The organism is Sphingobium rhizovicinum (genome assembly GCF_042647625.1).
GTDB classification, from domain to species: domain Bacteria; phylum Pseudomonadota; class Alphaproteobacteria; order Sphingomonadales; family Sphingomonadaceae; genus Sphingobium; species Sphingobium rhizovicinum.
In genome coordinates this window covers 767,032-780,660 of the sequence record NZ_JBHRVU010000004.1, presented here as the reverse complement: position 1 = coordinate 780,660, position 13,629 = coordinate 767,032, and the positions used below count along the sequence as shown (strand labels likewise).

Here is a 13,629-nt window from a genome sequence, read left to right as displayed (position 1 = left end):
CGGCAACGGCGGCGCATCGCCTTCACCCGATACGCCGCCGTAATGTTCATGCTCCAGCAAGCATGGATGCGGCACATGATGTTGCATGCCATTTGCAAGCCTCCTTGGCGGCACGCTGGTGCCGGTTCTGCTGATGCTCTCACCCTTTGCGGTGATGGCGGCGAAGGATTGCACACAGGCCCGACCCGCTGAACAACAGGCGTCGCAACCCTGCACGCGCCAGCGCCTGCCGCTGATGTGACGGCGCATATTGCAGCGCAACCGCGCCGCTGCTAACCGCTGGGGCATGATCCAGCCGCCCGAAACCATCCGAGTCTCCAAATCCCGCGTGTCCTGCGACGGGTCGGGGGATATTCCCGCCGCTCTTGGCCATCCGCGCGTCTTTCTGGAGATTGACGAACATGGCTATGTCGATTGCGGCTATTGCGATCGCCGCTTCGTGCTGATCGGCGGCGCGGCGGACAATGCGGACGTCGCGGCCAAGCCCGACATCGCATCGGGCGCCAGCCTCTAACCCTCCTTCCGAAAATTTCGATTGGGCTTGTGTCGCGCCGTCCCTATATCGGGCGGCATGACCGATCTCGCTTCGCAACTCACTGACGCCCGCGGCCTGCTCTATCGTCCTGGCCTGCTCGATCCCGATGGCGCGCGCCGCCTGACCGCGCAGGCGCTCTCCGCCTGCGACGATGGCGAACTTTATCTGCAATATCGCGCGAGCGAGAGCTTCGGCTTCGATGACGGCCGGCTCAAGACCGCCGATTATTCCACCGATGCAGGCTTCGGCCTGCGCGGCGTATCGGGCGAAATGACCGGCTTCGCCCATGCCAACGACATCAGCGAAGCGGCCATCGCTAAGGCGGCGCAGACGCTGACCCTGCTCGATCCGGCCAAGGGCCAGCCCGCCCCGCCGCCCCAGCGCACCAACCGCCATCTCTATACCGACGCCAACCCGCTGGAGATCGTCCCCTTCGCCGAGAAGGTGGCGCTCTGCGCGGAGATTGACGCCGCCGCCCGCGCCCGCGATCCGCGCGTCGCGCAGGTGTCGGTCAATATCGCCGGCAGTTGGTCGGTGGTGGAGATCGTCCGCGCCGACGGCTTTACCGCCACCGACATCCGCCCGCTCGTCCGCCTCAACGTCTCCGTCATCCTGGAGGAAAATGGCCGCCGCGAAACCGGCGTGTTCGGCATAGGCGGCCGCTATCTCTATGATCAGGTGATGGACAAGGCGGTCTGGAACCGCGCCATCGACGAAGCGCTGGCGCAGGCGCGCGTCAACATGCGCTCGGTCGCCGCCCCCGCCGGCGAGATGACCGTGCTGCTCGGCTCCGGCTGGCCCGGCGTGCTGGTGCATGAAGCGATCGGCCATGGGCTGGAAGGCGATTTCAACCGCAAGGGCACCAGCGCCTTTTCCGGCCGCATCGGCCAGCGCGTCGCCGCGCCCGGCGTCACCGTGGTCGATGACGGCAGCATGATGGACCGCCGCGGCTCCCTCTCGATCGATGATGAAGGTACGCCGACGCAGGAAAATATCCTGATCGAGGACGGCATTCTCAAAGGCTATATGCAGGATCGCCTGAACGCCCGGCTGATGGGCGTCGCCCCCACCGGCAACGGCCGCCGCGAATCCTACGCCCACGCCCCCATGCCGCGCATGACCAACACCTTCATCAAGGGCGGCAATGACGATCCGGAAGAACTGCTCAGCCGCATGAAGTCCGGCATCTTCGCCAAGAGCTTTGGCGGCGGTCAGGTCGACATCGTATCGGGCAAATTCGTCTTCTCCTGCACCGAAGCCTATAAGGTCGAAAACGGCAAGCTGACCGATCCGATCAAGGGCGCGACCCTGATCGGCGACGGCCCGACCGCGCTGACCAAGGTGGTCGGCATCGGCAATGACTGGGCGCTGGACGAAGGCATCGGCATGTGCGGCAAGGGCGGTCAGAGCGTGCCCGCCGGCGTGGGTCAGCCCACGCTGTTGCTGGAGGGGCTGACCGTCGGCGGCACCGCGACCTAATAGTCAGCGCCGATGTGCGACGATCCGGGCAAGAGACGGCATGGATGGCGGAACTGCCCGGCCTGTCCGTTCATTGGGCGTACATGAACATGCTGACCGACAGCCATGATGCCGTGACAGACGACTGGGCCGCCGCCCTGCTCGATTTCTGGTTCAACCAGGTCGGCGAAGCGGGGTGGTGGAGCCATGATCCTGCGCTGGACCGGCAATGCATCAGCCGGTTTGAAAGACTATGGGCGGAAAAACAGGCGTTCCCGCCGGAAACCTTCCTCGATCGCGCCGATGATGCGCTCGCCGCCATCCTGCTGTTCGATCAGATACCGCGCAACATGCATCGCGGGACGGCACTGGCCTTCGCCACCGATCCCCTTGCGCGGCAGATCGCGCGCGGCGCGATCGCGCAGGGCTATGACATTCAGATTGGCGGGGCCGGCCGCCTCTTCTTCTACATGCCCTTCCAGCATAGCGAGGCGCTGGAGGATCAGCATCTGTCCCTCACCCTGTTCGAAGGGGCCGGGGATGAACGATCGCTCGCCTTCGCCCGCGAACATCATGCAACCATATCGCGGTTCGGCCGTTTCCCGCACCGCAACGCCGCGCTTGGCCGCGCCACCCTGCCCGAAGAAGCGGCCGCCGCCGCAGAGGGCGCGCGCTGGTAGGCCTTTTCTGCCCATTTTTTGGCAATGTTATATTTCGCGTACCCACTTCCCGAAAGGGAGGGCCTGAGCTATGTCTGAAATGAGCTATAGCTTCGGGGAGGTTAGTAACATGGCCGCTAACGGCGTGAATCTGGACGCGCTAATTCCACGTGAGGACTTTGCCGCCCCGACGACCCCGTACAAGGGCACCCCAATTGGCACTATCGGTATGGGAATGCTCAGAGAGGAATTCTTCGCGCAGAGCTTGAGGAAGCCTGATTTTCAGCGCGAGACTAGTAATTGGACACCGCAGAAGATCGTAGATTTGATCGCTGCGTTTCTTGATGGCGACCTCATCCCAGCCATCATTCTTTGGCGCTCCGGTCAGTACGTATTTGTAATCGACGGCGCTCATCGCCTGAGCGCGTTGCTGGCGTGGATTTATGACGACTACGGCGACAAATCTCGGTCGATGAATTACTTTCAAAATCAGGTGCCAGAGGAACAGCAGAAGTTGGCCGAGCAAACTCGGAAGCTCGTTGAAGCCAACATCGGCACATATGCCTCATACGTAGATTCCAGCAAAACTCAGTATGCCAATGAGAAGATCAAAGAGCGGGTAGGGATGATGAACTCCAACTCGTTCGTCGCTCAATGGGTTCCTGCGGGCGATGCGCTTGGCGCGGAAAATTCCTTCTTCAAGATCAACCAAGCACCAACACCGGTTGATCCGATTGAGAAGCGGATTCTCAGGGGACGACGTTCAGCTACAGCGATTGCGACCCGTGCCATCAATCGCGCGGGTGCTGGTCACAAATACTGGGCCGAATTTTCTAGTGAAAATCAGGGAGAGATTGAGAAGGCTGGCAAGGCCATTTACGAAGCCCTTTATCTGCCTCCCATGGGCGGACTACCTATCAAAAGTTCCGATGTGCCAGTTGGTGGACGAGGGTATAGCTCCCTTCCGTTTATCTTCGATCTGGTGAACCTGGTAAACGGTATTGGCCCCAAAGACCCATTGCTGGTAGACCCCGACGGTGACAAAACCCTGCAATTCCTACAGGCGGCGCAGAGGCGATTGGAGCGGGTGACGACCACTTCCCCTGCGTCTCTCGGTTTACATCCTCTGGTGTACTTCTACACCCGTGGAGGAGCTTTCCAGCCGGTGGCGTTTCTTGCAGTTCTCCAGGTCGTAAAAAAGCTCGCTGATAAGGGGAAACTGGACGAGTTCACCCGTGTCCGCCGATCTTTCGAGGACTTTCTAGTGGCGCGCAAAGAGGCGTTCACCCTGATCGTCAAAAATCTAGGCGCGGGCCACCGCAGTCGGCCTGCGCTAGAAGATTTTATGACCCTCGCATTGGAAGGATTATGGGCAGGAAAGGTTGAGACTGAGATCATCGAGGGAATGACGGCCGATAACCGTTTCCGCTTTTTTGCGACTCCAGCGCCGATACGTGAAGGTAGTGGCGGAAAGCGGAATTTCAGTACCAGTACAAAGTCGGCGGCCTTTGTGAGTGAGCTTGTTCAGAATGGTGCGCGCTGTGGGATATGCGACGGTCTGCTCCATCGCAATTCAATGACTACCGACCATATCGAGCGGAAGGTGGACGGTGGTGGCGCGCATTCCGGCAACGCGCAGATTGCCCACCCTTACTGCAACACAACCTATAAGGAGAACGACGCTAAGCGCCTTCCTTCGCAGCCGGCGCTTTTGTAAGAATGCGCTCAATCTTTTCGTCTGCCTCGGTGGGGTCTAGTTCGCCAGCGTCGATGAGCTTTTGAGCCTCGCGCACGAACCGCTCGCTCTGCTCCGCTTGGTTCTCGGCATTTTGCTTCTTCGGCATCAGGCCCTCGCACTAGTCGTTTGATAGGTGAGGCGCTTGCCAACCACACCCAGCAGCGCGAGTTCGGCGCGGGTGGCATCATCCACGCCGTTCGCGATACGGTTGCTATAGCGGAAATCGAACTCTGCGAGATAGCGGTGCAAATGCTTCTCCCGGCAATGCTGGTAGATGCCACGCATCCCGCGCTTGAAGATCGAGAAATAGCCTTCGATGGTGTTGGTGTGGCGATCGACGCGGACATATTCGCCCCGTCCATGGTTCACCACGTCATGGGTGATGAACCGCTTGCCGATACCATGATAGTGCGAAGCCTCGTCGGTCATCAGGCGGCTTTCGGTCGAAACATTGCGTTCAATGATCGGCACAATCTCATTAACGGTCACATTCTTGACGACGAACGCCCGCGAAATGCCAGTGCGGCGCTCGACCAGCGCAAACACTTTCATCTTGTGACCGAAGCCACGGCGCGGCTCCGCGCCCTCCTTGTTGCCGATGTAGGTTTCATCAGCCTCAATGGTGCCCGCAAAGCCACCCATCAGGCGGTCATTGTCCGACTTCATGGCTTCGCGGATACGGTGCGACATGAACCAAGCGGTTTTCAGGGTAACGCCAAGGATGCGATGAAGCTGGTTGCTGCTAATGCCCTTCTTGCTGCCCGCAATCAGGTAGATCGCCTGGAGCCAGACATTCATTGGAACGTGACTACTTTCAAAGATGGTGCCGATCTTCACGGTAAAGGGCTTGCGGCAGTCATAGCATTTGTAAGTGCCAATCCGGGTGCTCTTGCCCTGCATCTTGCTGATGCGGTCGGTGCCGCCGCAATGCGGGCAGGCCTTGCCGTAACGCCAGATACGCGCCTCAACATAATCGTAGGCGGCCTGCTCGTCGTGGAAATGCTTGGCGGAAAGGGCGGATGCCATCGGTTTAACTCCTATGGTCAAACCCTAGCATTTCCGTTGGGTACGTCAAGTATAATATCGCCCATTTTTTAGGCAGCTTCGCCCGCCTGCCCATTTTTTTGGCGCTGCACCATAAGCCGGCAGGCTCAAACCCCGCATTAACCCGCGATTAGCAATTTGGCACGCCTCTTGCTGGTAGTCGTCCGCACACCAATCAAGGGGGCGACATGAAACTTGTCATGGCTATCATCAAGCCGTTCAAGCTTGACGATGTCCGCGAGGCACTCTCCTCGCTCGGCATCGCAGGTATGACGGTCAGCGAAGTGAAGGGCTTCGGCCGCCAGAAGGGGCAGACCGAAATCTACCGCGGCGCCGAATATTCGACGAACATGGTCCCGAAGATCAAGATCGAGGTGGTCTGCGACGACGACCTCGCGCCGCGCGTCGTGGAAGCGACCCAGGCGGCCGCGAACTCGGGTGCCATCGGCGATGGCAAGATCTTCGTCCTCGATGTCGGTCAGGCCGTGCGCATCCGCACCGGCGAGACCGGCGAAACCGCGCTGTAAGAAGGGGGGAATGATGACCTTTTCCAAGAAACTTGGCGGCGTGGCGGGGGCAACGGCCCTTTCGCTCTTCGCCGCCCTGCCCGCCTGGGCGCAGGACGCTGCGGCGCCCGCGGCCACGGTCGACAAGGGCGACGTCGCCTGGATGATGACCTCGACCGTGCTGGTCCTGGCGATGATCCTGCCGGGCCTGGCCCTCTTCTACGGCGGCCTCGTCCGCACCAAGAACATGCTGTCGGTCATGACGCAGATCGGCGCGGTGGCCTGCCTCGCGATGCTGATCTGGGTGATCTACGGCTATTCCATGGCCTTCGGCCCCGATTACACCAGCGGCCTCAGCAACTTCGTGTCGACCTTCGACAAGGCGTTCCTGAAGGGCGTCACCCCGGCATCGCAGGCTGCGACCTTCACTGCCGGCGTCGAAATCCCCGAATATGTGTTCATCAGCTTCCAGATGACCTTCGCCGCGATCACCGTCGCGCTGGTTCTGGGCTCGGTCGTGGAACGCATCAAATTCTCGGCCGTCATGGTGTTCGCCGCCATCTGGCTGACGATCGTCTACTTCCCGATCGCGCACATGGTCTGGGCTGCCAGCGGCCTGTTCTTCAAGGCGGGCGCGCTCGACTTTGCGGGCGGCACCGTGGTCCACATCAACGCCGGCGTTTCCGCGCTGGTCGCCGCGATCATTCTGGGCAAGCGCATCGGCTATCCCAAGGAACCCATGCCGCCGCACAGCCTGACGCTGACCGGCGTTGGCACCGGCCTGCTTTGGGTTGGCTGGTTCGGCTTCAACGCCGGCTCGGCGCTGGAAGCCAATGGTTCGGCTGCCCTTGCGATGATCAACACCTTCGTCGCCACCGCTTCGGCCGCCCTGTTCTGGATGCTGGCTGAGCGTATCAATGGCCACAAGGGTTCGGCTCTGGGCTTCTGCTCAGGCATCATCGCCGGCCTCGTCGCCGTCACGCCTGCCGCCGGCAACTCCGGCCCGTTCGGCGCGATCATCCTGGGCGCCGTCGCTTCGATCGTCTGCTTCTACGCCGTCACCGTCCTCAAGCCCAAGCTTGGCTATGACGACAGCCTCGACGCCTTCGGCATCCACGGCATCGGCGGCATGATCGGCGCCATCGGCACCGCCATCGTCTACTCGCCCGCCTTCGGTGGCCCCGGCGCGGAAGACTATGACATGGGCGCCAAGCTGATCGTTCAGATCGAAGCGGTTCTGACCACCATCGTCTGGGCCTCGATCGGCACCGCCATCGCCATCTTCATCGCCAAGGCCGTCACTGGTCTGCGGGTGAGCCAGGAAGTCGAATATGAGGGCCTGGACCTCGGCGAACATGGCGAGCGTGCTTACAATCTCTAACTTTTAACCGAATTGGCCGGGCGGCCCATCCGCCGCCCCGCCTTCCGATGTTCCTCCTGCGAACATGCCTTGGGGCCGGTACGAAAGTATCGGCCCTATTTTTGTGGGTGGGTAAACTTGCACGGTGAAAACGCACAAACTTCCGTCACCCCGGATCAAGCCCGGCAAAGCGGAAGGAGAAATGGCCGCTATCGGCTATTATCTGTCACCCCAGCGAAGGCTGGGGTCGTAGGAGAGGATGCGCTACACGGCCTGAGATCCCAGCCTTCGCTGGGATGACGGAGCAGGAATGATGAGTCCGCCAGCCCACCCAAAAACCTCACCCCGGCCGCGTCCATAGCCCCTCGGCCCGCGCCGCATCCGCCCGCCAGCGCCGCGCCCGACCCGGCACCTGCAACCCCGCGCGCGCCACCCAACCCAGCTTCTCTCGGCTGGGCGTCACCACGCGATGGTCCCACGCCTGCTCGCCCCGGCGCGCCACTTCGCGCGCAATGTCCCCATAAATGCCCGCCGCCGCCAGCACCGCCCAGGCAGCCCGCGGCGGCAGCGCGCCCGTGCCATGGCGCGCGCTCGCCTCATAGGCCGCCGCCATGTCGGCCAGCCGCCGCGCCAGCATCGCCAGGCGCGGCCGCACCCACGGCTTCATATGCTCGCCGGGTGGAATATCCATTTCCACCAGCCATTCGACCGGCAGGTAACAGCGGTCCGCCACCTCATCCTCGCTAATGTCGCGCGCAATATTGGCCAGCTGGAACGCCAGCCCCAGATCGCACGCCCGATCCAGCGTCGCCCGGTCATCCGGGTCGACCCCCATCAGCACCGCCATCATGCACCCCACCGCGCCCGCGACATGATAGCAGTAACGCAGCATGTCCGCCTCGCTGCGCGGCCGCCAGTCGCGCGCGTCCAGCGCAAAGCCCTCGATCAGATCATGAGCATAGCGCGCCGGAATCGTGCACTCGCGCATCACCACGCCGAACCCGTCAAACGCCGGATCGCCGGTCGGCTCACCACGCAGCGCCTTGTCGCTCAGCACCCGCATCATCGACAGCCGCGCCTGCGCGTCGGATACGCTGGTCATCGCGCCGCCATGGTCCTGCCCATCGGCAATGTCATCGCATTTGCGGCACCAGGCATAAAGCAGCCAGGCCCGCTCGCGCGTCACCCGATCGAACAGCTTGGACGCCATGGCAAAGCTTTTGGAGCCGCGCGCGATGCTGTCGCGGGCATGGGTGACGAGGGCGGCGCGGTCTGGGATAATCAAGGACATGGGTCAGACATGCCCTGCCCTGCCCGGAAAGTCACCCAGGCTCCGTTCGTTTCGAGCGTGTCGAGAAACGAGAAGCACAGCGCCAGCTGCTTCTCGACTTCGCTCGAAGCGAACGGATGCTATACCGTTACAGCCGCGCCGCCTTCATCGCGAAGATCGTCTCATGCGGCTGATAGGCCGCCATCGCATCGACCAGCCCTTCAATGCTGTCTTCATGAATCAATATGCCGGCATGCTGGGCGCGAATGAAGCCCGCCTCCACCATCTGCCGGTTGAAGCCGATCAGCTGGTCATAAAAGCCCGCCACGTTCAGCAACCCCACCGGCTTGCTATGATAGCCCAGCTGCGCCCAGCTGATCGCTTCCCACAACTCATCCATCGTGCCCACGCCGCCCGGCAGGGTCACGAACCCGTCCGACAGGTCGGTGAACAGTTGCTTGCGCTGGTGCATGGTCTGCACGACATGCAGCTCCGTACAGCCGCGATGCGCCACTTCCGCGCCGACCAGCGCTTCGGGGATCACCCCGATCACCTCGCCGCCCGCCTCCAGCGCCGCATCCGCCACCGCGCCCATCAGGCCCAGCCGCCCGCCGCCATAGACGACGCCGATGCCCCGCTCCGCCAATGTCCGCCCGACATGGCGCGCCGCGTCGATATAGGTCAGGTCCGCCGGCGTCGCCGAACCACAATACACAGCCAGTCTCTTCATATCTTCAACCCAAATCCTGCAACATCAGCGCCGCGGTCGCCTTGGCGCTGCCCACCACGCCGGGGATGCCCGCGCCGGGATGGGTGCCGGCCCCTACCAGATAGAGGTTGGGAATGACATCGTCGCGATTATGCGCGCGGAACCAGGCGCTCTGCGTCAGCAACGGCTCCAGGCTGAAGGCGCTGCCCAGATGCGCGTTCAGGTCGCGCCCGAAATCGCTCGGCGCATAATGGAACCGCGTCACGATGCGCGATCGTATGTCGGGGATCAGCCGATGCTGGATTTCGTCCAGGATGCGCTCGGCATAGGCTGGCGCAAACTGGTCCCAGTCGATCGGCAGCTTGCCCATATGCGGCACCGGCGCGAGCGCATAGAATGTCGAATGCCCGTCCGGCGCCAGCGACGGATCGGTGACGGTGGGATGATGCAGATAGAGCGAGAAATCCTGCGGCAGCACGCCATGATCATAAATGTCGGTCAGCAAGCCTTCATAGCGCGGCCCGAACAGGATCATATGGTGCGGAATGCCCGGCCAGCTGCCCTTGATGCCGAAATGCATGACGAACAGGCTGGGCGACCAGCGTTTCTGGCTCAGGCTCTCGGCCTGCTTCGCCCCGCGCGGATGATGGCCCAGCAGGTCGCGATAGCTGTGCATCAGGTCCGCGTTGGTGGCGATCGCATCCGCCTCCCCGCGCCATCCCGATGCGGTGTGCACCGCCGTCGCCTTATCCCCGTACGTCTCGATCCGCGTCACCGCATCGCCCAGCCGCAACGTGCCGCCCAGCCGTTCGAAATGCGTCGCCATCGCCTGCACCAGCCGGTTGGTGCCGCCCTTGGCGAACCACACCCCGCCATCCTTCTCCAGCTTGTGGATCAGGGCATAGATGGCGCTGGTCTTCATCGGATTGCCGCCGACCAGCAAAGTGTGAAATGACAGCGCCTCGCGCAGTTTCTCATTTTTCACATGGGACGCCACGACCGAATAGACCGATCGCCACGCCTGATGCTTCATCAGCGCCGGGGCCGATTTGATCATCGACGCGAAGTCGAGGAAGGCGACCGACCCGAGCTTGCGATAGCCTTCTTCATAGACGCCCGCCGCATAATCGCAGAAGCGATCATAGCCCGCGACGTCATTGGGATCGAGCTTGGCGATCTCCGCCCTCAAGGCCGCTTCATTGTTCGAATAATCGAAATTGGTGCCGTCGCGCCAGTTGAGCCGATAGAAGGGCGACACCGGCATCAGCGTCACATCCTGCGCCATGTCATGCCCCGACAGGCGCCATAATTCGCTCAGGCAATCGGGATCGGTGATGACGGTCGGCCCCGCGTCAAAGGTGAAGCCGTCCTTCTCCCACATATAGGCGCGCCCGCCCGGCCGGTCGCGCGCTTCGACCAGCGTGGTGTCGATCCCGGCCGATTGCAGGCGGATGGCGAGCGCCAGCCCGCCAAAGCCCGCACCAATGACGATCGCGCGTTGGGGATTTGGCCTGTTCATCAGGCGGGCGGGTTCCACAATGTTCGCATGGCGTCCCTTATGGGCACCGGGGGCCTTCCGCACAAGATGCGGATGCGATCGGCGATGGTCGACCGCCCGGCATAGAAGCGCTGGATCAGCCCCGGATTAAGGCCATAGAAGCGCGCAAATATGCGCCAGCGCTGCTCCGGCTTCGCCGCGCCGAACAGCATCTTGCCCAGCAGCCGATAATAGCCGCCCCTTTGCCAATGCGCCTTTGCATGGACGCGCGTGGCCCCGACCAGCCCGTCCAGCGGCCGCCCCGCCAGCCACAATGCGAATCGCACCGCATCGGGCAGGGAATAGCCGGTCATCGGCTGGAACAGCCCGGCCCGCACGCCCGCACGGGCGACCGGATCATCCTTGGGCCAATAGAGATCGAAATCCCCGCCATGCACCACCGGCAACACGCCCTGTTCGCGGTGGATCACTTCCGCGCGCCACCCCTTTGCCTGCGCATAGGCCGCGATCCGCGGTTCGATCGCCGGCGCGTCCAGATCGGGCGTATCGCTATAATAAGTGTCCTCGACAAAGACCGTCCGCGCGTCCCAGGGCAGCAGATAGACGAAGCGATAGCCGTCCAGCTGCTCGACCGTCGCGTCCATGATCACCGGCCGGTCGATCCCATGCGGCGCATCGCAGCGCAGCGCATGGCCGACAAATTTCTGCCACCCACATCGCAGCACCGACAGGTCGCCCGCTCCCCGCGCATCGATCACGGCACCGGCACGGATCATCCGGCCATCGGACAATGTCACCCGATCAGGAGCCAGCGCCTGCACCTGCGCGCCTGACAGCAGCCGATCGCCCAGTTGCCGCTCCAGCGTGACAGCAAGCTGGACACTTGTTGCGCTATTATAGGGCGTCTCCAGACGGCGCTCATAACCGGGAAAGCGCACGTCATGCCCCTGCGCCCAGCGATGCGCGATCAGCGGTTCGACCAGCCAGCGGTCGGCCGCCGCGACATCGCCATCGAAAAAGGACCAGATATGGTTGCCGCCGGGCCGATCCCCCTGCTCGATCAGCAGCAACCGCACCTCGGGCCGCAGCGCCGCAAAGGCCAGCGCGATCAGCCCCCCGGAAAGGCCGCCGCCGATAATCGCCAGATCGCAGTCCAAATCGCTCGTCATCCCTCCCTGTTAGGCCAGATCGCCCCAATCGATCCACCCCTTGGCTCCCCATCAAATATAGTATAGGGGGGTATCCTATGCACATTATCGCGGATCGGGACAAATTGCTGGCGCGGGTGCGCCGGATCGCCGGGCAGGTCGCCGCCGTCGAACGCCAGTTGGCGGGCGATGCCGGCTGTTCGGAAACGCTGCAACTGGTCGCGTCGGTGCGCGGCGCGGTCGGCAGCCTGATGGAGGAACTGATCGAGCAGCATATGCGCGAACATGTCGCCCGCCCCGGCCTGACCGATGAAGCGCGCGCCGCCGCGACCGAAGAAATGCTGACCCTGATCCGCCGTTACGGGAAATGACGATGCACGACGACCATAAGCATGATCATCAGGGCCACGGCCATCAGGGCCATGACCATCATCATGGCTGCGATCATGACCATGGCGACCACAGCCATGCCCCCACCCCCGCCTTTTCCGACGATGGCGAGGAAAGCCATTATTTCGATCATATCTACCTCAGCGCCGGGCATGATCAGAATGCGAAGCGCACGCTCTGGGTCGTATGGCTCACCGCCGCGACCATGGTGGTGGAAATCTTCTTCGGCTGGCTGACCGGATCAATGGCGCTGCTGGCCGATGGCTTTCACATGGCCACCCATGCCGGCGCGCTGGCGGTGGCGGCGGCCGCCTATAGCTACGCCCGGCGTCATGCCCGCAACCCGCGCTACACCTTCGGCACCGGCAAAGTCGGCGACCTGTCGGGCTTCGCCTCCGCCCTGCTGCTGGGCGTCACGGCGCTGTTCATCGCGGTCGAATCGACCATGCGCTTCTTCGAGCCGATCCATGTCGCCTTTGGCGAGGCGACGCTGGTCGCGGTGGCGGGCCTGATCATCAACATCATCAGCGCCCTGTTGCTGGGCCATGACCATAGCCATGATCATGGGCACGGACATGGACATGATCACGACCACCAGCATGGCCACAGCGACAACAACCTGCGCGCCGCCTATATCCATGTGCTGACCGACGCACTGACATCGGTGCTGGCGATCGGCGCGCTGCTGGCGGGCCGCTATCTGGGCTGGTGGTGGCTGGACCCGGCGGTCGGCCTGCTGGGCGCGGTGGTGATTGCGCGCTGGGCCTGGGGCCTGATGAAGGACACCGCCGCCATCCTGTTGGACACCGCCGAACCCGCGCTGATGGCCCGCGTCCGCACGCTGGTGGAGGCGGAAGGCGCCACCATTCGCGACCTGCATGTCTGGCGCATCGGCCCGCACGCCCATGCCGCCATCATCAGCCTGGCGCCGGGCGCAGACGGCCCCGCCGTCCGCCAGCGCGTCCGCGCCCTGCCCCGCATGGAGCATGTCACGGTGGAATGCGGCTAGGGCAACACGCCCTCAATCTTATCCGTTCGCTTCGAGCAGGTTCGAGCGAAGTCGAGAACCGTCCGTCGAGAAGTCAGCGCGCAAGGGTTCTCGACAGGCCTGTCCTGAGCGCCTGCCTTGGCAGGCAGTCGAAGGGCTCGAACCGAAAGGAGGGAGCGTAGGTTCGCTCCGTGCCGCCCGCACCTGTCCTATCCGGGCCAATCCCGCCATGGTGGAAACCGGCTCTTTCCCATCGCCCGCAGCCAGACCGGCCCGCAACAAGATTTCCAACTCTTGTTCGATCCTGTCAAAATCTGCGGGACATA

15 protein-coding genes are annotated in these 13,629 nt (G+C 62.8%); 9 read left to right on the top strand and 6 right to left on the bottom strand.

The window, feature by feature from the left end:
• The first annotated feature begins 85 nt into the window (after positions 1-85).
• The 5 genes from ACFOKF_RS05220 to ACFOKF_RS05200 all read left to right on the top strand — a co-directional run bounded on the left by ACFOKF_RS05220 (position 86) and on the right by ACFOKF_RS05200 (position 4,369).
• Complete coding sequence (locus tag ACFOKF_RS05220; protein ID WP_380793743.1) at positions 86-241, top strand: hypothetical protein; 156 nt, start codon at positions 86-88, stop codon at positions 239-241.
• A 45-nt stretch (positions 242-286) separates the two neighbouring features.
• Complete coding sequence (locus tag ACFOKF_RS05215; RefSeq protein ID WP_380797665.1) at positions 287-514, top strand: zinc-finger domain-containing protein; 228 nt, start codon at positions 287-289, stop codon at positions 512-514.
• A gap of 57 nt (positions 515-571) precedes the next feature.
• Complete coding sequence (gene tldD, locus ACFOKF_RS05210) at positions 572-2,014, top strand: metalloprotease TldD (protein WP_380793741.1); 1,443 nt, start codon at positions 572-574, stop codon at positions 2,012-2,014.
• Between the two features lie 83 nt (positions 2,015-2,097).
• The gene (locus ACFOKF_RS05205; RefSeq protein ID WP_380797664.1) at positions 2,098-2,673 is read left to right on the top strand and encodes a DUF924 family protein; all 576 of its coding nucleotides are present in this window, start codon (positions 2,098-2,100) and stop codon (positions 2,671-2,673) included.
• A gap of 70 nt (positions 2,674-2,743) precedes the next feature.
• Complete coding sequence (locus ACFOKF_RS05200; protein ID WP_380793739.1) at positions 2,744-4,369, top strand: GmrSD restriction endonuclease domain-containing protein; 1,626 nt, start codon at positions 2,744-2,746, stop codon at positions 4,367-4,369.
• Here ACFOKF_RS05200 and ACFOKF_RS05195 read toward each other — a convergent pair.
• On the bottom strand, positions 4,335-4,496 hold the full coding sequence (locus ACFOKF_RS05195; RefSeq protein WP_380793737.1) for a hypothetical protein: 162 nt from the start codon (positions 4,494-4,496) through the stop codon (positions 4,335-4,337). The two genes, ACFOKF_RS05200 and ACFOKF_RS05195, sit on opposite strands and share 35 nt — an antisense overlap.
• Positions 4,496-5,416 (bottom strand): IS1595 family transposase, encoded by a 921-nt coding sequence (locus ACFOKF_RS05190; protein ID WP_380793735.1) that lies wholly within the window; start codon positions 5,414-5,416, stop codon positions 4,496-4,498. Before ACFOKF_RS05190 ends, ACFOKF_RS05195 begins: the two co-directional genes overlap by 1 nt.
• 206 nt (positions 5,417-5,622) lie before the next feature.
• On the opposite strand from ACFOKF_RS05190, the gene ACFOKF_RS05185 reads away from it, so the two are divergent.
• Both ACFOKF_RS05185 and ACFOKF_RS05180 read left to right on the top strand, forming a co-directional pair.
• The gene (locus tag ACFOKF_RS05185; protein ID WP_004209785.1) at positions 5,623-5,961 is read left to right on the top strand and encodes a P-II family nitrogen regulator; all 339 of its coding nucleotides are present in this window, start codon (positions 5,623-5,625) and stop codon (positions 5,959-5,961) included.
• A gap of 13 nt (positions 5,962-5,974) precedes the next feature.
• Entirely contained in the window at positions 5,975-7,321 is a 1,347-nt protein-coding gene (locus ACFOKF_RS05180) for an ammonium transporter (RefSeq protein ID WP_380797662.1), read from the top strand.
• 319 nt (positions 7,322-7,640) lie between these two features.
• Here the strand turns inward: ACFOKF_RS05180 and ACFOKF_RS05175 are convergent, their stop codons facing one another.
• The 4 genes from ACFOKF_RS05175 to crtY form a co-directional block, all read right to left on the bottom strand.
• Positions 7,641-8,591 carry a phytoene/squalene synthase family protein gene (locus tag ACFOKF_RS05175; protein WP_380793733.1) on the bottom strand — a complete coding sequence of 317 codons (951 nt, stop codon included), beginning with the start codon at positions 8,589-8,591 and terminating at the stop codon, positions 7,641-7,643.
• Between the two features lie 127 nt (positions 8,592-8,718).
• Positions 8,719-9,300 (bottom strand): LOG family protein, encoded by a 582-nt coding sequence (locus ACFOKF_RS05170; RefSeq protein WP_380793731.1) that lies wholly within the window; start codon positions 9,298-9,300, stop codon positions 8,719-8,721.
• A 4-nt stretch (positions 9,301-9,304) separates the two neighbouring features.
• Entirely contained in the window at positions 9,305-10,798 is a 1,494-nt protein-coding gene (locus ACFOKF_RS05165; RefSeq protein WP_298402059.1) for a phytoene desaturase, read from the bottom strand.
• A complete protein-coding gene (gene crtY / locus ACFOKF_RS05160) occupies positions 10,798-11,946 on the bottom strand; it encodes a lycopene beta-cyclase CrtY (protein WP_380793729.1) in 1,149 nt (382 codons plus the stop codon). Before crtY ends, ACFOKF_RS05165 begins: the two co-directional genes overlap by 1 nt.
• Positions 11,947-12,023: 77 nt before the next feature.
• On the opposite strand from crtY, the gene ACFOKF_RS05155 reads away from it, so the two are divergent.
• Positions 12,024-12,296, top strand: a complete 273-nt coding sequence (locus ACFOKF_RS05155; protein ID WP_380793728.1) for a metal/formaldehyde-sensitive transcriptional repressor — start codon at positions 12,024-12,026, stop codon at positions 12,294-12,296.
• A complete protein-coding gene (gene dmeF / locus ACFOKF_RS05150) occupies positions 12,293-13,324 on the top strand; it encodes a CDF family Co(II)/Ni(II) efflux transporter DmeF (RefSeq protein ID WP_380793727.1) in 1,032 nt (343 codons plus the stop codon). Before ACFOKF_RS05155 ends, dmeF begins: the two co-directional genes overlap by 4 nt.
• The last annotated feature ends 305 nt before the right edge of the window (positions 13,325-13,629 follow it).